Here is a 21614-nt window from a genome sequence, read left to right as displayed (position 1 = left end):
AGCGGCCGGGACAGCAGTGGTGGGCGCGCTCCGAGCGCGCCGTCACGTTCAGGTCGTCAGCAGGGCCCGCATCTCCTCGCCGTCCGGGAACGGCGCGTCCTTCGCCGTCCGGGAGACGAGGTACACGTGGGCGTCCTCGAACTGGTGGTACGACAGCGGCTCCGGGCCCTGTCCGACGATGAGGACGTTGTGCTCCAGGCGCCAGCTGACGTACCGGGTGTCGTACCGGGGCTGGCGGATGTCGTGGTTCGGCAGCCCCAGCCGGTCGGTGAAGCGCTGCACGACGGCGGCGAAATGGGCGTCGAACTCGGGTCGCCAGGCGCCCTCCTCGCTGGTCCAGCCGGGCAGGGGGCCCCAGCAGTCCTCGTCGAGCAGGCCGCCGTCGACCGAGTAGAGGTAGGCGAAGGGGAGGTGGAGCGAGCCGTCGCCGTCACAGGTGACGAAGTGTCCCTGCGGGGTGACGTGGGTGGCGTCGGGGATGTCTGGTGCGTCCTCGTACGCCGGGCCCCGCACCGCCTGCGACCAGTCGGGCCAGCCGGCCTCCCGCATTCGCGCCTCGATGGCGTCGTCGTCGGTCAGATCCAGTTCGGCCAACGCGAGGAGCTGGTTCACCAGTTCCTCGGTCACCGGGCACCGGGCCACGTACTCCCCGGACATTCCGCTCCCCTCCCGGAACGCTAGGCCGACATCGGCCGCTGCACCCGGATCGACTGCAACAACCCCACCGCTATCCACACGGCGAACATCGACGATCCTCCGTACGACACGAACGGCAGCGGCAGGCCCGTGACGGGCATGATGCCGAGCGTCATGCCGACGTTCTCGAACGTCTGGAAGGCGAACCAGGCCACGATGCCCGCGGCCACGATCGTGCCGTACAGGTCCGTGGTCTCCCGGGCGATACGGCAGGCCCGCCACAGGACGATGCCGAGGAGCACGATGATCAGGCCGCCGCCGAGGAAGCCCAGCTCCTCCCCCGCCACGGTGAAGACGAAGTCCGTCTGCTGTTCGGGCACGAACTGGCCGGTGGTCTGCGAGCCGTGGAAGAGGCCGGAGCCGGTCAGGCCTCCCGAACCGATGGCGATGCGGGCCTGGTTGGTGTTGTAACCGACACCGGCCGGGTCGAGCTCGGGGTTGGCGAAGGCGGCGAAGCGGTTGATCTGGTACTCGTCGAGGATCCCGATCTGCCAGACGGTGATCGCGCCGAGGGTGCCCGCGCCGAGCAGGCCGAACACCCACCGGTTGGACGCCCCGGAGGCCAGCAGCACGCCGAGCACGATGATCACCATCACCATGACCGACCCGAGGTCGGGCATGAGCATCACGATCAGCATCGGCACGGCGGCCAGGCCGAGCGCCTGCACGACCGTGCGGTGGTCGGGGTACTGCTTGTCGCCGGCGTCGACCCGGGCCGCCAGCAGCATCGCCATGCCCAGGATGATCGTGACCTTCACGAACTCCGAGGGCTGCAGCGAGAAGCCGCCGGGCAGCTGGATCCAGGAGTGGGCGCCGTTGATCGTGGAGCCGAGCGGGGTCAGCACCAGCAGGATCAGCAGCACCGAGAAGCCGTACAGGACCGGCACGGCGGTGCGCAGGCCGCGGTGGCCGAGCCAGATCGTGGCGGCCATCAGGGCCAGGCCGATGCCGGTGTTGAGCAGGTGCCGGACGAGGAAGAAGTACGGGTCGCCCTGGTTGAGTTCGGTGCGGTTGCGGGTCGCCGAGTAGACGAGGAGCGTACCGAGCAGCGACAGGGCCAGCGCCGACAGCAGGATCGGCCAGTCGAGGCGCCGCGCCACCGAGTCGCGGGCCAGCAGCCGCGTCCAGCCGGAGCGCTCGGGCCCGTAACCGGAGACCTGAAAGCTGTTCACACCGCCGGTCATGCCGGCCACCTCCGGCTTCCCCGGCGGCGCCGCCGCCTTCGGGTGTCACGGTTCTCCGGCGTCGGCGGGGCCGCCGTCGCCGGCTGGAGCGGGTCGGGGGCGTTCGGGTCCTTCTTGTCCGCCTTCTGGTCCTTGGCCGGGTCCTTGGAGACCTTCGGCGAGGCGATGGTGCCGTCCGTCTTGACCTTCGGCAGGGCCTTCTGCGGCGTGGGCAGCAGCGCCTTCTTCGCGTCGATGTCGCCGTCCTCGGAGACGCCGTACAGCGCGTTGTAGATGTTGCGGACGGCGGGGCCCGAGGCTCCGGATCCCGTGCCACCCTGGGAGATCGTCATGACGATCGAGTAGTCCTTGGTGTACGTGGCGAACCAGGAGGTCGTCTGCTTGCCGTAGACCTCCGCCGTACCCGTCTTGGCGTGCATCGGGATCTTGTCCTGCGGCCAGCCGCCGAACCTCCAGGCGGCCGTACCGCGGGTGGCGACTCCCGCGAGGGCTTCGTCTATCTCGTCGCGCGTCTTCTGCGTCATCGGCAGCCTGCCGTGCGACTTGGGCTTGATCGGCGTGATGGTCTTGCCGTCGGCGCTGATGACGGCCTTGCCGACGGAGGGGTTGTAGAGGGTTCCGCCGTTGGAGATGGCCGAGTAGATGGTGGCCATCTGGATGGGCGTGACGAGCGTGTCGCCCTGGCCGATGGAGTAGTTGACGGAGTCACCGGCGCGCATGCGGTTGCCTTCGAGGCAGTTCTCGTAGGCGATCTTCTCGGCGTAGCTGCCGTTTCGCTTGCCGGTGCGGCACCAGGCGTCCTTGTTGGCCTTCCAGTAGCTCAGCTTCCACTGGCGGTCAGGGACGCGGCCGGTGACCTCGTTGGGCAGGTCGATGCCGGTTTCCTTGCCGAGGCCGAACTGGTGGGCCGTCTTGTAGAACCAGTCGTTGGGGTGCTTCTTCGGCTTGGTGCCGCCGTCGCGCTTCCACTCCTCGTGGGAGAGCCGGTAGAAGACCGTGTCGCAGGAGACCTCCAGGGCGCGGCCGAGGCTGATCGGGCCGTACCCCTTGGACTCGAAGTTCTTGAAGACCTGGCCGCCGAGCGAGTACGAGCTGGAGCACTCGTACGGGCCGTCGAAGGAGTAGCCCGCGTTGATAGCGGCGGCCGTGGGGACGACCTTGAAGATCGAGCCGGGCGCCGACTGGCCCTGGATGGCGCGGTTGAGCAGCGGGTAGTTGGAGCTCTTGCCGGTGAGCCGCGCGTAGTCCTTGGCCGAAATGCCGCCCACCCAGGCGTTGGGGTCGTAGTTGGGGTTGGAGGCCATGGCGACGACACGGCCGGTCTTGGCCTCCATGACGACCACGGCGCCGGAGTCGGCCTTGTAGTTCGTGCCCGTGTTGCGGTCGTGCTGCTTGCGGGCCTCCTTCATGGCCTCGTTCAGCTGGTACTCGGCGATCCGCTGGACCCGGGAGTCGATGCTGGTGACGAGGTTGTCGCCGGGGTGGGCCGGGTCGGCCTCGGCCTGGCCGATGACCCGGCCGAGGTTGTCGACCTCGTAGCGGGTGACGCCTGCCTTGCCGCGCAGTGCCTTGTCGTACTGGCGCTCCAGGCCCGAGCGGCCGACCTGGTCGGAGCGCAGGTAGGGCGAGTTGGTGTTCTGCGCCTTCTTGATCTCCTCGTCGGTGACCGGCGAGAGGTAGCCGAGGACCTGGGCGGTGTTGGCCTTGCCGGGGCTCGGGTAGCGGCGCACGGCCTCCGGTTCGGCGGTGATGCCGGGGAAGTCCTCGGCGCGCTCACGGATCTGCAGGGCCTGCTTGGCGGTGGCCTCGTCGGTGATGGGGATGGGCTGGTAGGGCGAGCCGTTCCAGCAGGGCTGGGGCGTCTTGGAGTCGCACAGCCGGACCTTCATCTGGACGTCCTCGGGCGTCATGCCCAGGACCCCGGCGAGCTTGGTGAGGACTTCCTTGCCGTCGTCCTTCATCTTCAGCAGGTCGGTGCGGGAGGCGGAGACCACCAGCCGCGTCTCGTTGTCCGCGATCGCCACGCCCCGCGCGTCCAGGATGGAGCCGCGGACGGCCGGCTGGACGACCTGCTGGACGTGGTTGCCCGACGCCTCCTTGGCGTAGGCGGCGCCCTCACGGATCTGGAGATACCAGAGGCGTCCGCCGAGGGTGAGCAGGAGGGAGAGGACGAGGACCTGGATGACGACGAGCCGGATCTGGACCCGTGAGTTCCTGCCGGTCTCGGGAATGTTGGTCACTGCGGCTGCCTCCCCCTCTCGGTGCGCGTACGGATGTGCGGGTACGAGTGATGAACGCCCGCCCACGAACCGGCGTTCCTACTGGACCGACCCGTTCGGGTGAACTTCGCTGCGTTCACAGCCGCTTGACCCCCTTGATGCGCCCGGCGCGGGCCATCCGTGCCCGGGCGGCCTTCACGCGCAGCCCGTTGCGCTGGCCGCCGATCTTCAGGCCGGTGCCGCCGGAGAGCCAGCCGGAGGAGATGTCCGTGGCCTTGGCGGCCGAGCTGGACTCGGCGAGCGGATCATTGTCCGCGCGCCGGGCCAGGGCCATGATCCCCGGCACGACGAACGGGGCGAGCAGCAGGTCGTACAGGGCGGCGGTGAACAGCAGGCTGCCGAGGCCCACGTGGCGGGCCGCGGTGTCGCCGACCAGGGCGCCGACCCCGGCGTAGAGCAGGGTGGAGCCGACCGCGGCGGCCACCACCACGACCATGGGGCCGGTGGCGGACTTCAGCTGCCCCGTCTCGGGTTTCACCAGGCCCGCGAGGTAGCCGATGACGCACAGCACGAGGGCGTAGCGCCCGGCGGCGTGGTCGGCGGGCGGGGCCAGGTCGGCGAGGAGACCCGCGCCGAAGCCGACGAGGGCGCCGCCCACGTGCCCGTACACCAGCGCGAGGCCGAGCACGGTGAGCAGCAGCAGGTCGGGCACGGCGCCCGGCAGCTGGAGCCGGGCGAGGACGCTCACCTGGATCACCAGGGCGACGACGACCAGGGCGGAGGAGAGCAGGATCCGGTTGACGCGCATGGGGTGACAGCTCCTACTGCTCTTGCTGGTTCTGGCCGTCCACGGGGGCCTCGGGGGACGGCGTCACGGTCACCGTCACCGTCGGCCTGGGGGTCGGCTTGGGCTTGGGCGGGAGCACCGTGTCACGCGGGTCCTTCTTCGGGGCCTCCACGACGACACCGACGATGTCGAGCTTGGTGAAACTGGCGTACGGCGTGACGTACAGCGTGCGGGTCAGGCCGCCGCCGGAGGGGTCCACGCGGGACACCACGCCGACGGGCACGCCGGGCACGAACGGCCGGTCGGCCTGCGAGCCGAAGGTGACCAGGCGGTCGCCCTTCTTCACCTCGGCCTTGCCGTTGAGGAGTTCGACGCGCAGCGGGCGGTCGCCCTGCCCGGAGGCGAAGCCGAGCTCGTCGCCGGACTCCATGCGGGTGCCGACGGTGAAGTCGGGGTCGCTGGCCAGCAGGACCGTCGCGGTGTTGGGGCCGACGGTGGTGACCCGGCCGACCAGCCCCTCCCCGTTCAGGACGGTCATGTCGCGCTTGATGCCGTCCTTGGCGCCGACGTCGACGGTGATGGTCCAGGAGAAGCCCTGCGCGGCGCCGATGGCGATGACCTGGGCGCCCTTGATGCCGTACTGGCCCTGACCGGCGATCTTCAGCATCTTGTCGAGCTGCTTGAGGCGGCTGCGGCTGCGGTCGTCGCTGCCGAGCCGGGCCTTCAGGGCCGCGTTCTCCTCTTCCAGCACGGCGAGCCGGTCGTGCCGGTCACCGGAGTCGCGTATGGCGGAGACCGCGTTGCCGACCGGGTCGACCGCGGCCGAGACGCCGCTCTCGATCGGGCCGAAGACCGTCGCCGCACCCTGCCGGGCACCGTCGACGGGCGAGTCCTCCCCACCGCGGATGTCCACCGTGATCAACGCGAACGCGACGGCGATCAGCAGCACCAGGAGCAGCCGGCTCTCTCGTGTGTCCCTCACGTGCGGCGGCCGTGCCCTTCCTCATAGGAATTCGGGAAGCCCCAGGGAAACCCGAGGGGCTGCTTTGTGGGAGCTTATGCATCAATATCAACGATCCGCCGCACGAGAGGAGATCGTCCCGTACGGCGGAATCGAAGAGTTATGTCATCTGCGCGGCTGGGCGTCCAGCACCTGCTGGAGCGCCTCGAACTCCTCGACGCACTTCCCGGATCCGAGCGCCACACTGTCCAGCGGGTCCTCGGCGATGTGGATCGGCATACCGGTCTCCCGGCGCAGCCGCTCGTCGAGGCCACGCAGCAGCGCTCCGCCACCGGTCAGAACGATTCCTCGGTCCATGATGTCGCCGGACAGCTCCGGCGGGCACTTGTCGAGGGTCGTCTTGACCGCGTCGACGATCGCGTTGACCGGCTCCTCGATCGCCTTGCGGACTTCGGCCGCGGAGATGACCACGGTCTTCGGCAGTCCCGAGACGAGGTCCCGGCCACGGATTTCGGTGTGCTCGTCGGAATCCAGGTCGTACGCCGAACCGATCGTGATCTTGATCTGCTCGGCCGTGCGCTCACCCAGCAGGAGGGAGTACTCCTTCTTGATGTGCTGGATGATCGCGTTGTCCAGTTCGTCGCCCGCGACACGGATGGACTGGGCGGTGACGATGCCGCCGAGGGAGATGACCGCGACCTCCGTGGTGCCGCCGCCGATGTCGACCACCATGTTGCCCGTGGCCTCGTGGACCGGCAGGCCGGAGCCGATGGCCGCGGCCATGGGCTCCTCGATGATGTGCACCTGGCGGGCGCCGGCTTGGGACGACGCCTCGATGACGGCGCGGCGCTCGACGCCCGTGATGCCCGAGGGCACACAGACGACGACCCGCGGACGAGCCAGATACCGCCGCTTGTGGATCTTCAGGATGAAGTAGCGGAGCATCCGCTCGGTGATCTCGAAGTCGGCGATCACGCCGTCCTTCAGCGGACGAACGGCAACGATGTTGCCGGGCGTGCGCCCGATCATCTTCTTCGCTTCGGCACCGACCGCGAGGATGCCACCGGTATTGGTGTTGATCGCGACGACGGACGGCTCGTTGAGTACGATCCCGCGACCCCTGACGTACACCAGCGTGTTGGCGGTCCCGAGGTCGACAGCCATGTCACGGCCGATGAACGACATTGAGTTCCCCATCAGGATTCGTCTGGCCTTCCCAGGAGCTTTTGAGGGCTTTTCAGGTAGGCAAAGGTGGGTGCTGTGACGTGAAGGCTTCCATCGTAGACGCGCCTTCGCGAACACTGCGGGAGGGTCTCCGCCATTGTCAGCAGATGCCGGCCGCATTCGCTTCTGGAGACGGGCGTTCGGGGCCCGTCGTTCCCTCGATCGCCACGCATATGCCGCAAAGCCCGGGGGCTCGCCCCCAGACTCTGCCGTATGTGCTGGTGAGGTGCGGGCGCTACGACCGGCCGGGGAAGAAAATCTTCACCTCGCGCTCGGCGGACTCCTCGGAGTCGGAGGCGTGGATCAGGTTCTCCCGGACGATGACGCCGTAGTCACCGCGGATGGAGCCGGGGGCGGCTGCGATCGGGTCGGTCGGGCCGGCGAGCGCGCGCAGCCCCTCGATGACCCGCTCACCCTCGACGATCAGCGCCACGACCGGACCGGACGCCATGAACTCCACCAGCGGCTCGTAGAAGGGCTTGCCCTTGTGCTCGCCGTAATGCTGTTCCAGCGTGTCCTGGTCCAGGGTGCGCAGCTCCAGCGCGGTGATCTGCCAGCCCGCCTTGCGCTCGATGCGGCTGATGATCTCGCCGGTCAGGCCACGACGGACGGCGTCGGGCTTGAGGAGGACGAGGGTGCGCTGGCTCACGACGGGCTCCTTAGAGGTGAAGGTCTTGCGGTGGGACGAGATTACCCGGCGTGTCGGGGCGCCTGTTACGCAGCGTCAGGTGTGGACGAGCTCGCCTGGGCCGCGAATCTCGCCTTCGCCTCGTCGACCTTCCGCCCGTAGTGGACGGACGCCCACCACAGGGCCGCGAAGATCGCGCCCAGGAAGTACATGATCGGCACGATGAACCCCGACGCGATGAGCGCGATCTGCAGTGCCCAGCCGAGACCCACACCGCCCGGGCGCGTCACCAGACCGCACAGCACCAGGCACAGGAACATCGCGATGCCGCTGACCGTCCACACGGTCGCCATGGACAGGTCGGGGTCCTTCATGGCGACCAGACCGGCGAACCCGATGACGAAGAACTCGCCGATCAGCGTCGAAGAACAGAGCGTGCGCACGGGACTCAGCCCCTCCCCAGGAGCAGTCGGGCCTCGCCGACGGTGATGACGGAACCGGTGACGAGCACACCGCCGCCGGAGAACTCGCCCTCCTCCTCGGCCAGCGTGATGGCGGCCTCCAGGGCGTCCGGCAGCCGCGGCTCGACCTGGACGCGCTCCTCGCCGAACACCTCCACGGCGAGACCGGCGAGTTCGTCGGCGTCCATCGCGCGGTGGCTGGAGTTCTGCGTGACCACGACTTCGGCGAACACCGGCTCGAAGGCCTCCAGCAGCTCCCGCACGTTCTTGTCGCCGCTCGCGCCGACCACCCCGATGAGGCGGCTGAACTGGAACGCCTCCCCGATCGCCGCGGCCGCCGCCCGGGCACCCGCCGGGTTGTGCGCGGCGTCCAGCACGACCGTCGGCGAACGGCGCACGACCTCCAGCCGGCCCGGCGACGCCACGGCGGCGAAGGCCTTGCGGACCGTGTCCAGGTCCAGCGCGTCGGCCCGCTGCGCGCCGACACCGAAGAACGCCTCGACGGCGGCGAGCGCGACGGCCGCGTTGTGCGCCTGGTGAGCGCCGTGCAGCGGCAGGTACACCTCGGGGTACTCGCCGCCGAGCCCGCGCAGCGTCGCCAGCTGGCCGCCGACGGCCACCTGCCGCTCGACGACGCCGAACTCAAGCCCCTCCCGGGCCACGGTCGCGTCCACCTCGACGGCCTTCTTCAGCAGCACCTGCGCCGCGTCGACCGGCTGCTGCGCCATGATGACCGTCGCACCCTGCTTGATGATGCCGGCCTTCTCCGTGGCGATCTCGGCGTGCGTGGTGCCGAGCCGGTCCGTGTGGTCGAGGTCTATGGGCGTGACCACGGCGACGTCCCCGTCGATCACGTTCGTGGCGTCCCAGGAGCCGCCCATGCCGACCTCGACGACGGCCACGTCCACGGGGGCGTCGGCGAACGCCGCGTACGCCATGCCCGTGAGCACCTCGAAGAACGACAGCCGGTACTCCTGCGCGGCGTCGACCATCTCCACGTACGGCTTGATGTCCTGGTACGTCTCGATGAACCGCTCGGCGGAGATCGGGGCGCCGTCGAGGCTGATGCGCTCGGTGATCGACTGCACGTGCGGCGAGGTGTAGCGGCCGGTGCGCAGCTCGAAGGCGCCGAGCAGGGCCTCGATCATGCGGGCCGTGGAGGTCTTGCCGTTCGTCCCCGTGATGTGGATCGACGGGTACGACCGCTGCGGCTCCCCCAGGACGTCCATCAGCGCGGCGATACGGCTGACGGAGGGCTCCAGCTTGGTCTCGCCCCACCGGGTGGCGAGCTCGGTCTCGACCTCGCGCAGGGCCTTGTCGACCTCGGGGTCGGCGGGGCGCGTCGGGATGTCGGCGTCGGGCGGGCCGCCCTGGGTGCGCAGGGTTCGGCTGCCGGCTTCGATGACCGCGAGGTCGGGGTCGCGGGTGGTTTCCTCCGCGATGATCTCGTCGAAGCTGTCGAGGGGGTCGGGCTGGTCGTCGGCGTTGTGGTCTGGAGGGAGCTCGCTCACGGGGCCCAGTCTACGGAGACCGACCGACATTGTTCGCGGTGGCTTGTGTCCCTGGGCGGCCGCGGGTCCGTGGGGGTCGCTTGCGCAGTTCCCCGCGCCCCTGAACAGCAGGGACATGCCCCTGAGGCATGCGTGAGGCCCCCGGGCCCTACAGCTCCGGGGGCCTCACACACCGTATGAACCCTCAGCCCTGCGGCAGCCTCTCCAGCTGGGCCTGGATGCGGGCGATGTCCTCCTCCGCCTTGGCGAGGCGGGTGCGGATCTTGTCCACGACGTGGTCGGGGGCCTTCGCCAGGAACGCCTCGTTGCCGAGCTTGGCGTTCGCCTGGGCCTTCTCCTTCTCGGCCGCCGCGAGGTCCTTGGCCAGGCGCTTGCGCTCGGCCGCGACGTCGATCGTGCCGGAGAGGTCGAGCGCGACCTCCGCGCCGGCGACCGGGAGGGTCGCCGTGGCGGTGAAGGCATCACCCTCCGGCTGGAGGCGGAGCAGCTGGCGGATGGCGGCCTCGTGGGGCGCGAACCGCGTGCCGTCCAGGGTGAGGCGCGCCGGGACTCGCTGGCCGGGCTGGAGGCCCTGGTCGGCACGGAAGCGGCGGACCTCGGTGATGACCGACTGGAGGGACTCGATCTCACGCTCGGCGTCGGCGTCCCGGAAGCCACTGTCCTTCGGCCAGTCTGCGATGACGACCGACTCGCCGCCGGTGAGCGTGGTCCAGAGGGTCTCGGTGACGAACGGGACCACCGGGTGCAGCAGTTTCAGCGTGACGTCGAGGACCTCGCCGAGGACCCGCTTGGAGACCTCGGCCGGCTCGCCGCCCGCCTGGAACGTCGTCTTGGACAGCTCGACGTACCAGTCGAAGACCTCGTCCCACGCGAAGTGGAACAGCGTGTCGGACAGCTTGGCGAACTGGTAGTCCTCGTAGAACGCGTCGACCTCGGCGACCACCGAGTTGAGGCGGGAGAGGATCCAGCGGTCGGTCGAGGACAGCTTCGAGGCGTCGGGCAGCGGGCCCTCGATCGTCGCGCCGTTCATCATCGCGAAGCGCGTCGCGTTCCAGATCTTGTTGGCGAAGTTGCGGGAGCCCTGGACCCAGTCCTCGCCGATCGGGACGTCGACGCCCGGGTTGGCGCCACGGGCGAGGGTGAACCTCAGCGCGTCGGAGCCGTACTTGTCCATCCAGTCCAGCGGGTTGACCGCGTTGCCGAAGGACTTCGACATCTTCTTGCCGAACTGGTCGCGGACCATGCCGTGCAGGGCGATGGTGTGGAACGGCGGGGTGCCGTCCATCGCGTACAGGCCGAACATCATCATCCGGGCGACCCAGAAGAAGAGGATGTCGTAGCCGGTGACCAGGACCGAGTTCGGGTAGAACTTCGCGAGCGACTCGGTCTGTTCGGGCCAGCCGAGCGTGGAGAACGGCCACAGGCCGGAGGAGAACCAGGTGTCGAGGACGTCGGTGTCCTGACGCCAGCCCTCGCCGCTCGGCGGCTCCTCGTCGGGTCCGACGCAGACGATCTCGCCGTTCGGGCCGTACCAGACCGGGATGCGGTGGCCCCACCACAACTGCCGCGAGATGCACCAGTCGTGGAGGTTGTCGACCCAGTCGAAGTAGCGCTTCTCCATCTCCTGCGGATGGATCTTGACCTTGCCCTCGCGGACCGCGTCAGCGGCGGCCTTCGCGAGCGGGCCGACCTTGACCCACCACTGCATGGACAGCCGCGGCTCGATGGTGGTCTTGCAGCGCGAGCAATGGCCGACGGAGTGGACGTACGGCCGCTTCTCCGCGACGATCCGGCCCTCGGCGCGCAGCGCGGCGACGATCGCCGAGCGGGCCTCCAGCCGGTCCAGGCCCTGGAAGGGACCGTGGGCGGTGATCACGGCGTGCTCGTCCATGATCGTCAGGGCCGGGAGCTCGTGGCGCTGGCCGATCTCGAAGTCGTTCGGGTCGTGTGCCGGGGTGACCTTGACGGCACCCGTGCCGAACTCGGGGTCGACGTGCTCGTCCGCGACGACCGGGATGGAGCGGTCGGTCAGCGGCAGCTTGATGAGCTTGCCGACCAGGTGCTTGTAACGCTCGTCCTCGGGGTGGACGGCGACGGCCGTGTCACCGAGCATCGTCTCGGCGCGGGTGGTGGCGACGACGATGGTGTCGTCCCCGTCGCCGTACTTCATGGAGACGAGCTCGCCGTCGTCGTCCTGGTACTCGACCTCGATGTCCGAGATGGCCGTCAGACAGCGGGGGCACCAGTTGATGATGCGCTCGGCGCGGTAGATCAGCTCGTCGTCGTAGAGCCGCTTGAAGATGGTCTGGACGGCCTGGGACAGGCCCTCGTCCATGGTGAAGCGCTCGCGGGACCAGGCGACACCGTCGCCCAACCGGCGCATCTGGCCGCTGATCTGCCCACCGGACTCGCCCTTCCACTGCCAGACGCGCTCGACGAACGCCTCACGGCCCAGGTCGTGGCGGGACTTGCCTTCCTTCCCGAGCTCCCTCTCGACGACGTTCTGCGTGGCGATGCCGGCGTGGTCCATGCCGGGCTGCCACAGCGTCTCGTAGCCCTGCATCCGCTTGCGGCGAGTGAGAGCGTCGATGAGCGTGTGCTCGAAGGCGTGCCCCAGGTGGAGCGAGCCCGTGACGTTCGGCGGCGGGATGACGATGGTGTACGGCGGCTTGTCGCTCTTCTCGTCCGCCTCGAAGTAACCCCGCTCTACCCAGCGCTCGTACAGCGGCCCCTCTACGTCGGCCGGCGCGTACTGGGTCGGCAGGTCGGTGCTGGGCGCTGGTGGCTGCTGCTGAGCGTTCTCGGTCACGGGGGTCAGTTTAGAGGTGTCACCGACCGGTCCCGAAACGCGTTTCGTTTGTAACGGTGGGGGCCCCGATGCCATGCACACGGCGGGTCTGCGCCAGGATGTCCGGAACACATAAGCATCTGGAGGGGAACCCAGAACATGAGCTACAACCAGCCGGGCCCGTACGGCGGGCAGCCCCAGCAGCCCGGTCCGTACGGCCAGCCCGGCCCGTACGGCCAGCCGCCGCAGGCGCCCCAGCCCGGCTACGGCTACCCCCAGCAGGCCCCTCCGCCCCAGCCCGGCTACGGCTACCCGCAGCAGCCCCCGCAGGGCGTCCCGCCCCAGCAGGCCCCCTACGGCCAGCAGCCCCCGTACGGCCAGCAGCCGCAGCCGCCCTACGGCCAGGCCCCGTACGGCGTCCCCCAGCCCCCCGCTCCCGGTGGCGGCAAGAAGAAGACCGGCCTGATCATCGGCGCTGTCGCGGTCGTCGCGGCGATCGGCGTGGGTGCCTACTTCGTGATCGGCGCAGGCGGCGGCGCGGGCGCGCTGGAGGACGACGGGCCGCACAAGCTGGCTACGCCGGCGAAGGTGATGAGCGAGTACAACCGCATCACCAAGGACGGGGCGACCGCCGGCGACGACTCCACCAAGGAGCTGGAGAAGAGCGGCGTCAAGGACGGCAAGTCCGTGCTGGCCACCTACTCGACCGTGGATCCCACCAAGTACGACCCCACGGACCCGTCCTCGGCCGCCGAGATGGCCACGGCCAAGAGCGTCAACTTCTTCGGTGTCTACGGCGAGGTCTCCGACCCGGAGGCGTCCCTGGACACGTTCTTCGCCAACTTCAAGAAGTCGGCCGAGAAGGACTCCTCCAGCAGCAGCGGCAGCAAGACCGAGCTGCTCGGGGAGCCGGAGGAGGCGGACCTCGACGGTGCGGTCATGAAGTGCCAGGCGCTCAAGGGCCAGAACGTCATGACCAAGAAGGAGCAGACCAACTGGTTCTGCGCCTGGGCCGACTACAGCACCATCGCCGTGGTCTCGTCGGGCACCGCAGCCGGGGACACGTCCAAGGACACCGCCATCGACATCACCACCAAGATCCGCCCGGAGATCCGCGTCAAGGCCTGACGACGCCCCCGGAAGCAAAGGGAAGGGCCCCGGTCATCGACCGGGGCCCTTCCTTTTACGCCTGTGTCACGCCGTCTTCTGCTCCCCCGGCCCCCGCCCCCGCGCATCCCGCGGGATCAGGGTCGGGTTGACGTTCGACTGGACGACGTCCGCCGTGATGACGACCCGGGCCACGTCCTTGCGGGACGGGACCTCGTACATCACGCCCTGGAGGACTTCCTCCATGATGGCGCGCAGGCCGCGCGCGCCGGTCTGGCGGAGGATGGCCTGGTCGGCGATCGCCTCGAGGGCCTCGCGCTCGAAGTCCAGCTCCACGCCGTCGAGTTCGAAGAGGCGCTGGTACTGCTTGACGAGCGCGTTGCGCGGCTCGACGAGGATCTGGAGCAGCGCCTCGCGGTCGAGGTTGTGGACCGAGGTGATGACCGGGAGACGGCCGATGAACTCGGGGATCATGCCGAACTTGACCAGGTCCTCCGGCATGACCTCCTGGAACTGGTCCTTGGACTCCATCTCGCGCTTGGAGCGGATCTGCGCGCCGAAGCCGATGCCCTTGGCACCCGCCCGGGCCTCGATGATCTTCTCCAGGCCGGCGAAGGCCCCGCCCACGATGAACAGCACGTTCGTCGTGTCGATCTGGATGAACTCCTGGTGGGGGTGCTTGCGGCCGCCCTGCGGCGGGACCGAGGCGGTGGTGCCCTCCAGGATCTTCAGCAGGGCCTGCTGGACACCCTCGCCCGAGACGTCGCGCGTGATGGAGGGGTTTTCACTCTTCCTCGCGACCTTGTCGATCTCGTCGATGTAGATGATCCCGGTCTCGGCCTTCTTGACGTCGTAGTCGGCCGCCTGGATGAGCTTGAGCAGGATGTTCTCGACGTCCTCGCCGACGTAACCGGCCTCCGTGAGGGCCGTGGCGTCGGCGATCGCGAAGGGGACGTTCAGCATGCGCGCGAGGGTCTGCGCGAGGAGGGTCTTGCCGGAGCCCGTGGGGCCGAGGAGCAGAATGTTGGACTTCGCCAACTCGATGGCGTCGTCCCTGCCGTTCGCCCCGCCGTTCTCGCCGGCCTGGACGCGCTTGTAGTGGTTGTACACCGCTACGGAGAGGGCCTTCTTGGCGGCCTCCTGGCCGACCACGTAGCCCTCGAGGAACTCGTAGATCTCGCGCGGCTTCGGGAGTTCCTCCCAGCGGACCTCACTGGTCTCCGCGAGTTCTTCCTCGATGATCTCGTTGCAGAGGTCGATGCACTCGTCGCAGATGTACACACCGGGCCCTGCGATGAGCTTCTTGACCTGCTTCTGGCTCTTGCCGCAGAACGAGCACTTGAGCAGATCGCCGCCGTCACCGATGCGTGCCACGGTGTGCTTCCCCTTCGCCTGGGAGACTCCTGGACGTCAACGTCCAGCGGACTCCTGGTGCTGCCTTATGTCCGACGGTACCTTGCCGGGCCCCCCGTTCGGGCCCCCCTTGGCACGGTTCGCTTTGACGTGAACCGAGCCAAACCATGCCAAGGGGCGGCAGACGTTACAGCCTCTCGCCTCAACGCAGGCTCGAGTTGTCCATCTTCCGGGTGGTGATGATCTGGTCGACCAGGCCGTAGCTCAGCGCGTCCTCGGCCGTGAGGATCTTGTCGCGCTCGATGTCCTCGCGGATCTTCTCGACCGGCGTGGTGGAGTGCTTGGCCAGCATCTCCTCCAGCTGCGAGCGCATCCGGAGGATCTCGTTCGCGGCGATCTCCAGGTCGGAGACCTGGCCGCGGCCGGTCTCGCTGTACGGCTGGTGGATCAGCACGCGCGCGTTCGGCAGGGCCATGCGCTTGCCCGGCGTACCGGCGGCCAGCAGGACGGCGGCGGCGGAGGCGGCCTGGCCCATGCAGACCGTCTGGATGTCGGGCTTCACGTACTGCATCGTGTCGTAGATCGCCGTGAGCGCCGTGAAGGAGCCGCCGGGGCTGTTGATGTAGACCGAGATGTCACGGTCGGGGTCCATCGACTCCAGGCACAGCAGCTGCGCCATGACGTCGTTGGCGGAGGCGTCGTCGATCTGGACGCCGAGGAAGATCACACGCTCCTCGAAGAGCTTCGCGTACGGGTCGTACTCGCGAATGCCCTGGGAGGTGCGCTCGACGAAGCGCGGGATGACGTAGCGGGACTCGGCCTGCGGGCCGGTGTAGCGGCCCTGCGAGGCGCTCATGTCCTGCACGGCGTGCGTACGGTCGTAGATCCCGCTGCCGGGGAACTGGTTCACGGTGTCTCCTGAAAAGGGCTGAGGCGGTCGGCTGGGGCTGTCTGGGGTCGCTGGGGCCCGGGAGGGCTCCGTGGGCCTCACGGGGCGCCACAGGCCCCGTGGGGACCGCTCAGGCCCCGGTGCCGCCGCCGCCCGGCATACCGGCGGCCGTGGGAATCACGTCGTCGATGAGGCCGTACTGCTTGGCCTCGAAGGCGTCGAACCAGCGGTCGCGGTCCGAGTCGCGGGTGATCTGCTCGACCGACTGCCCCGTGTGCTGGGACGTGAGCTCGGCCATGCGCTTCTTGGTGTGCAGCAGCCGCTCGGCGTGGATCTTGATGTCGGAGGCCGAGCCGGCGAGGCCGGCGGAGGGCTGGTGGATCAGGATCTCGGCGTTCGGCAGCGCGAAGCGCTTGCCGGGGGTGCCGGCGCTGAGCAGGAACTGACCCATCGAGGCCGCGAGGCCCATGGCGATGGTGACCACGTCGTTCTTGATGAACTGCATGGTGTCGTAGATCGCCATGCCGGCCGTGATGGAACCGCCGGGGCTGTTGATGTACAGGTAGATGTCCTTGTCCGGGTCGGCGGCAAGGAGCAGCAGCTGCGCGGTGATCTTGTTCGCGATGTCGTCGTCGACCGGCTGGCCGAGGAAGATGATCCGCTCGTTGAGCAGCCGGTTGTAGACCTGGTCGCCGAGGCCGCCACCGATAGAGGGCTCGCCGGCGGCTGAGGGCATCAGATTCGTCACGTATCCACCTGCTCGTCTTACGACGGCGCCGGGCCGTCTCACGTTTCCCTAGGGGCTAGGAGCCGTTCGGGGACTCCACTGCCCTCGTATTCATGGACCCTAACGCGCGGGTCCTCTCCGGGAATCCCGGAGAGGAGAGTGTTCGCCGGGGGCGTAGCGCTGCGCGGCTCCGGCGGGCTGGTTCCGTCCAAGGGCGGCCGCGGGCGCGTCGTGGTTGCTCGCGCGGTTCCCCGCGCCCCTGAGGTGCGCTGCCCCCCACGGGTGACAAGAAGGCCCTGGGGCACGCCCCAGGGCCTTCTCACGAACTCACCGCGACCGGGACTCAGCCCTCGGTCTTCTCCTCGGCGGACTCGGCCGGGGTCTCCTCGGCGGAGGCCTCGGCGGACTCGGTCTCGTCCTCTTCGTCGTCGAGGTCGATGATCTCGCCGTTGGTGTCCTTGACCGTGGCCTTCTCGACCACGACGGCCAGGGCCTTGCCGCGGGCGACCTCGCCGACCAGGAGCGGAACCTGGCCGCCCTCGACGACCGCCTGGGCGAACTGGTCGGGGGACATGCCGGAGGAGGCCGCACGGCGCATGAGGTGCTCGGTGAGCTCCTCCTGGTTGACGTTCAGCTTCTCCTGCTTGACGAGCTCGTCGAGCACGAACTGGGTCTTGATGCCCTTGACCGCGGCCTCGCGGGTCTCGGTCTCGAACTCCTCCTCGCTCTTGCCCTGGATCTCCAGGTACTTCGCGAGGTCGAGGCCCATCTGGCCGAGCTGGTGGTGCTCGAGGTTGTGCTTGCGGGTGTTGACCTCGTCCTCGAGCAGCTTCTCGGGGACGGGGACCTCGACCAGCTCGAGCAGCTTCTCCAGCACGCGCTCCTGGGCCTGCGTGGCCTGGTCGTACTGCTTCATGTTCTCGAGGCGCTTGCGGCTGTCCGCGCGCAGCTCCTCGATGGTGTCGAACTCGGAGGCGAGCTGCGCGAACTCGTCGTCCAGCTCGGGCAGTTCACGCTTGGCGACCTGGGTGACCTTGACGGTGACCTCGGCCTCCTTGCCGGCGGCGGAGCCGCCCTTGAGCTCGGAGGTGAAGGTGGCCTCGCCACCGGCCTCCAGGCCCTTCACGGCGTCGTCGATGCCGTCCAGCAGCTCGCCGGAGCCGATGGTGTAGGAGACGCCGTCGGCGACCCCGTCCTCGAGGACCTCGCCGTCGACCTTGGCCTGCAGGTCGATCGTGAGGACGTCGCCGTCCTCGGCGGCACGCTCGACCGGGGCGGTGGAGGCGAAGCGCTCGCGCAGCTCCTCGACGGCCTTGTCGACGTCCTCGTCGGTTACCTCGACCGCGTCGACCTCGACCTCGATGCCGGAGAAGTCCGGGATCTCGATGGAGGGGCGGATGTCGACCTCGGCGGTGAAGTTCAGCGTCTCGCCGTCCTTCAGCTCCGTGATGTCGACCTCGGGCTGGCCCAGCACGCTGAGCTCGGCCTCGTTGACCGCGTCGGTGTAGAACTTCGGAAGCGCGTCGTTGACCGCCTCCTCCAGCACCGCACCGCGGCCGAACCGCTGGTCGATGACCCGGGCCGGGACCTTGCCCTTGCGGAAGCCCTTCACCGTGACCTGCTGGTTGATCTTCTTGTACGCCGCGTCGAGGCTGTCCTTGAGCTCCTCGAAGGGCACCTCGACAGTCAGCCGAACCCGGGTCGGGTTCAGGGTCTCCACGGCGCTCTTCACGGTTCGGTCTCCTTGTGGCTGACTTCTAGGTTTCTGCCGGGGCCAGAACGGCCCGGCGGATTTCGCCGCCCGGAGGACTTCAGACGCTGAGACACACGGGCGTGCAGCTTGCATAGTAACGGCAGCGACTACACCGCCCAAAAGGCGATCACATGAGTGATCGGATGGGCGATCACGCGAGGTGATCGGATGGCTGGTCGGGGTGGCGGGATTTGAACCCACGGCCTTCCGCTCCCAAAGCGGACGCGCTACCAAGCTGCGCCACACCCCGTCTGGTGCGACACGTAGGGTACATGCCGCACGGCGGTGCGGCCGCCGCATTTCCACAGGGTGTGTGCCGCGCCGTCTCCGGCGCGAATGCGGTGTGCGACAGAGGGGGCCGACCCGCTACGATGCCTTCAGTGCCGCGGTCACCCGACCTGCGGCGCGTGCTGTGCGGGCGTAGCTCAATGGTAGAGCCCTAGTCTTCCAAACTAGCTACGCGGGTTCGATTCCCGTCGCCCGCTCCAGATGGCTCAGGGCCAGGCCGGAGGATCATTCCTCGACCTGGCCCTGAGTGTTTCCGGGGGCCGCGTTCAGTCCGGCGTGTCCCCCGCGTGTCCGCCACGCGCCTCTCCGGCTCCTGGGCGAGTGTTCTGCACCCACAGGCGCCACTGAATGCCTGGCTCAGGTGCTGGCGGGAGCGCGGGACAGGGCGGTACGCAGCGCGAAGGCGCCGAGCAGGCCGCCCGCCGTGAAGCGCTGGGCGGTCATGGCGCGGGGCCGGGTGGCCAGAAACCCCGACACCCGCGCCGCGCCCAGCATGATCAGAGCGTTCACGGAGAGCCCCACGACGATCTGCACACCACCGAGCTGGAGCAGTTGCCCCCAGGCCGGACCTGCCTGCGGGTCCATGAACTGGGGCAGCAGGGCGGCGTACATCAGAGCGATCTTGGGGTTGAGCAGGTTGGTCAGCAACCCCATCGAGAACAGGCGGGCGTCGGACACCGGAGGAAGATCCTGGACCGGGGCGAACGGCGAGCTGCCGCCGGGCTTGACCATGCCCCAGGCGAGGTAGGCCAGGTAGGCGGCCCCGGCGAGCTTGACCACCGTGAACGCCACCGGCACGGCGGCGAACAACGCGGACAGGCCCGCGGCCGCGGCCAACAGGTAGCACACGAATCCGGCGGCGGTTCCACTGAGGCTGACCAGGCCCGCTCTGCGGCCCTGGGTGATCGCACGGGAGGCGAGGTGGATCATGTTCGGCCCCGGAGTCAGGGCCATGCCCAGCTCGACCAGGGCCACTCCTCCGACTGCGGTCAGAGTGATCACCGTCGACCTCCACGTGGTTCGTCGGGCATCGGATACGGAGTGGGTCGCCGAATGGAACGGATGGCTGCGACGCATCGGCAGGACCCGTCTCACCTGCAGCAGAATACGATCTTGCCGCCGGGTGTCCTCATGCGCCCCAGCCGGCGGGGAGTCTCGGCAAGCCTCCCGAGAGCGCCCGGGTCCGTCCCCGAGTGTTTCCCGCGCCGGTGTCAGAGGTCCCGGACGTCAACGGTGTAGACGGAGCGGATGCCGTACGGGACGTACAGGGCGTCGCCGACGAGCAGGGGCGGTGCTCCGGACGTGACGAGCATGCTGTCCACCCGGCCGCCGTCGTCGCGGCCGTCCCGGGTGTCCTCGACCTTGCCGCTGCGTGCGTTCAGCGCTGCCAGGCGGCCGCTGGGCGACGCGAAGTACACGTGGGTGGCCGAGGCGGTCGGCGGCCCCTGCCGCTCCAGGGTGGAGTTGGATTCCCACAGGGTGCGCCCGGTGAGCGGCGCGACGGCGTGGACGCCGCCGCTGCTGCTCGTGAAGTAGACGGTGCCGCGGGCCAGGTACGCCCTCGCCCCCACGGGCCGGGGCTTCGCCAGGCGGCGCACGGTGAGCTCGTGCGAGGCGACGTCGATCAGGGTGAGGACGCGGGCCGTGGAGTAGCCGTCCGCGAGCACCAGGCGGCCCGCGTGCCGGCCGAGCAGTTGCAGAGCGCCCTCGGCTTCGACGGTCCAGCGGGTCTTTCCGGTGGCCGGGTCGATCTGCGACACGGTGGTCCCGGCGGCTTTCTCTCCGTCCGCCCTGGTCGTGCAGAGCAGGTAGGCGCGGTCGCCCGTCGCGTCCAGCACGCAGTCGCCGCGGGTCTGCGGCTCCGGCTGCCGCCAGCGGACCTTGCCCGTCTCCGCGTCCAGCAGGGCGTACTGGTCGCCCTGCGGCCCGTAGAAGGTGATGACGCCCTCGGGCACAGCCGTGGCGGCGCCCTGGGGCTCCTCGGGGACTCTCGCCATCTCGCCGCTGCCGGTCGGCGTCCGCCAGAGCTCCTTGCCGGTGTCTGCGGCCAGGGCACGGACCGTGTAGCTGGACCCCACGCCGCTCGTGCCTTCCGCGTCCTCCGCCCCGTAGGCGTAGACACGGCCGTCGCCGGTGCCGATGAGTGCGCCCTCGTCGCCGGAGGCGCCGTCGGGTGTGGGGGCGACGGGCCGGCTCCAGGTGTTGCGGCCGTCGGCGAGGCCGAAGCGGGTCGCCATGAGGTCGGAGCCGGCGCAGACGAGGGAGGCGTCGACGACGGAGCAGCCCTTGAAGGAGGTGTCGGTGGCGTTCAGGCCGCCCTCGCTGCCTGTGGGGGCCTTCGCGGTGGCGACCCACGGCTTCCAGCCCTCGGGGAGGTCGGCCGTCTTGGCGGTGGACGAGGGTGGGCGGTCGTGGTCGCGGATCAGGGTGAGGGTGGTGGTGACGATCGCGGCGAGTGCGAGGGCCGCGGCGGCCGAGATCAGCAGCAGTCCGTGCCGGCGGCGGCTGCGGGTGCGCCGGGGCCCGGGCCGTGCTGTCCCGGCCGGGTCGAGTGGCGGCCGGGGCTGTGCCGTCGGGGTTCTGTCGGGCCGGGGGCGCCCCGGGCCGCCGCGCCGCGTCTTGCCCCGCCCGGCGGTGTGCGTCCCGTCGTGCGCTTCGCCGTCCGGCCTTCCCTGCGCCACAACGACCGCTTCGCCGTCCGGCCTTCCGTGCGCCACGACGACCGCTTCGTCGTCCAGTCCTCCGTGCGCCACGACGACCGCTTCGCCGTCCGGCCCTTCGCCCGCTACGACGCCTCCTACGCCCACCCGCCCTCCGTGGGCTGCCTCGTCCGCCCCATCGTCCGCCTCGGCGGGCAGGGCGTGGGGCGTTGCGCTGCGGCCGGTGCGGGCCGCTTCGGGCCAGGCGGTGCCGGCCGGCTCGGTGGGCCGTGGGGCCCGCCCCCCGCGCCCCGCGGGGGGGGGGCCGGGCGCCCGGCGCCGGGGCGGGGCCACCCGGGCGGGGGGTGGGAAAACCGGGGGGGGGGGGAGGAGAGTTTT

The 21614-nt window shown here is 69.5% G+C and carries 17 protein-coding genes and 2 tRNA genes; 2 read left to right on the top strand and 17 right to left on the bottom strand.

What is annotated here, in order from left to right:
- Positions 1 to 48 precede the first annotated feature (48 nt).
- The 10 genes from ABTX60_RS05880 to ABTX60_RS05835 all read right to left on the bottom strand — a co-directional run bounded on the left by ABTX60_RS05880 (position 49) and on the right by ABTX60_RS05835 (position 12480).
- Positions 49 to 657 carry a hypothetical protein gene (locus tag ABTX60_RS05880; protein WP_352095833.1) on the bottom strand — a complete coding sequence of 203 codons (609 nt, stop codon included), beginning with the start codon at positions 655 to 657 and terminating at the stop codon, positions 49 to 51.
- A gap of 20 nt (positions 658 to 677) precedes the next feature.
- Positions 678 to 1880: a rod shape-determining protein RodA gene (rodA, locus tag ABTX60_RS05875; protein ID WP_352095832.1), complete on the bottom strand. Its 1203-nt coding sequence runs from the start codon at positions 1878 to 1880 to the stop codon at positions 678 to 680.
- Entirely contained in the window at positions 1877 to 4120 is a 2244-nt protein-coding gene (gene mrdA / locus ABTX60_RS05870; RefSeq protein ID WP_352095831.1) for a penicillin-binding protein 2, read from the bottom strand. Before mrdA ends, rodA begins: the two co-directional genes overlap by 4 nt.
- 115 nt (positions 4121 to 4235) lie before the next feature.
- The gene (gene mreD, locus ABTX60_RS05865) at positions 4236 to 4907 is read right to left on the bottom strand and encodes a rod shape-determining protein MreD (RefSeq protein ID WP_352095830.1); all 672 of its coding nucleotides are present in this window, start codon (positions 4905 to 4907) and stop codon (positions 4236 to 4238) included.
- A 13-nt stretch (positions 4908 to 4920) separates the two neighbouring features.
- Entirely contained in the window at positions 4921 to 5868 is a 948-nt protein-coding gene (mreC, locus tag ABTX60_RS05860) for a rod shape-determining protein MreC (RefSeq protein WP_352095829.1), read from the bottom strand.
- A gap of 144 nt (positions 5869 to 6012) precedes the next feature.
- The gene (locus ABTX60_RS05855) at positions 6013 to 7032 is read right to left on the bottom strand and encodes a rod shape-determining protein (protein ID WP_004001297.1); all 1020 of its coding nucleotides are present in this window, start codon (positions 7030 to 7032) and stop codon (positions 6013 to 6015) included.
- Between the two features lie 274 nt (positions 7033 to 7306).
- Entirely contained in the window at positions 7307 to 7720 is a 414-nt protein-coding gene (ndk, locus tag ABTX60_RS05850; protein WP_352095828.1) for a nucleoside-diphosphate kinase, read from the bottom strand.
- Positions 7721 to 7785: 65 nt separating this feature from the next.
- Entirely contained in the window at positions 7786 to 8142 is a 357-nt protein-coding gene (locus ABTX60_RS05845; RefSeq protein WP_352095827.1) for a DUF4233 domain-containing protein, read from the bottom strand.
- Positions 8143 to 8147: 5 nt separating this feature from the next.
- Positions 8148 to 9671: a bifunctional tetrahydrofolate synthase/dihydrofolate synthase gene (folC, locus tag ABTX60_RS05840; RefSeq protein ID WP_352095826.1), complete on the bottom strand. Its 1524-nt coding sequence runs from the start codon at positions 9669 to 9671 to the stop codon at positions 8148 to 8150.
- Between the two features lie 184 nt (positions 9672 to 9855).
- Entirely contained in the window at positions 9856 to 12480 is a 2625-nt protein-coding gene (locus tag ABTX60_RS05835) for a valine--tRNA ligase (RefSeq protein ID WP_352095825.1), read from the bottom strand.
- 138 nt (positions 12481 to 12618) lie between these two features.
- On the opposite strand from ABTX60_RS05835, the gene ABTX60_RS05830 reads away from it, so the two are divergent.
- Complete coding sequence (locus ABTX60_RS05830) at positions 12619 to 13587, top strand: hypothetical protein (protein WP_352095824.1); 969 nt, start codon at positions 12619 to 12621, stop codon at positions 13585 to 13587.
- A 66-nt stretch (positions 13588 to 13653) separates the two neighbouring features.
- On the opposite strand, the gene clpX is transcribed toward ABTX60_RS05830, so the two are convergent.
- The 5 genes from clpX to ABTX60_RS05805 all read right to left on the bottom strand — a co-directional run bounded on the left by clpX (position 13654) and on the right by ABTX60_RS05805 (position 18538).
- A complete protein-coding gene (gene clpX / locus ABTX60_RS05825; protein ID WP_031114127.1) occupies positions 13654 to 14940 on the bottom strand; it encodes an ATP-dependent Clp protease ATP-binding subunit ClpX in 1287 nt (428 codons plus the stop codon).
- A 181-nt stretch (positions 14941 to 15121) separates the two neighbouring features.
- Entirely contained in the window at positions 15122 to 15829 is a 708-nt protein-coding gene (locus ABTX60_RS05820) for an ATP-dependent Clp protease proteolytic subunit (RefSeq protein WP_352095823.1), read from the bottom strand.
- Between the two features lie 109 nt (positions 15830 to 15938).
- Complete coding sequence (locus ABTX60_RS05815; protein ID WP_167526581.1) at positions 15939 to 16544, bottom strand: ATP-dependent Clp protease proteolytic subunit; 606 nt, start codon at positions 16542 to 16544, stop codon at positions 15939 to 15941.
- Positions 16545 to 16878: 334 nt separating this feature from the next.
- On the bottom strand, positions 16879 to 18267 hold the full coding sequence (gene tig / locus ABTX60_RS05810) for a trigger factor (protein ID WP_352095822.1): 1389 nt from the start codon (positions 18265 to 18267) through the stop codon (positions 16879 to 16881).
- A 194-nt stretch (positions 18268 to 18461) separates the two neighbouring features.
- Positions 18462 to 18538, bottom strand: a tRNA-Pro gene (locus ABTX60_RS05805).
- 164 nt (positions 18539 to 18702) lie between these two features.
- On the opposite strand from ABTX60_RS05805, the gene ABTX60_RS05800 reads away from it, so the two are divergent.
- Positions 18703 to 18776, top strand: a tRNA-Gly gene (locus ABTX60_RS05800).
- Positions 18777 to 18933: 157 nt separating this feature from the next.
- Here the strand turns inward: ABTX60_RS05800 and ABTX60_RS05795 are convergent.
- Together ABTX60_RS05795 and ABTX60_RS05790 are read right to left on the bottom strand one after the other, a co-directional pair.
- A complete protein-coding gene (locus tag ABTX60_RS05795; RefSeq protein WP_352095821.1) occupies positions 18934 to 19578 on the bottom strand; it encodes a LysE family translocator in 645 nt (214 codons plus the stop codon).
- 209 nt (positions 19579 to 19787) lie between these two features.
- The gene (locus tag ABTX60_RS05790; protein ID WP_352095820.1) at positions 19788 to 21383 is read right to left on the bottom strand and encodes an outer membrane protein assembly factor BamB family protein; all 1596 of its coding nucleotides are present in this window, start codon (positions 21381 to 21383) and stop codon (positions 19788 to 19790) included.
- Between the last annotated feature and the right edge of the window lie 231 nt (positions 21384 to 21614).

It is taken from the genome of Streptomyces sp. NPDC126510 (genome assembly GCF_040302345.1).
Taxonomy (GTDB): Bacteria; Actinomycetota; Actinomycetes; order Streptomycetales; family Streptomycetaceae; genus Streptomyces.
This window is presented reverse-complemented; position numbering and strand designations above follow the sequence as displayed.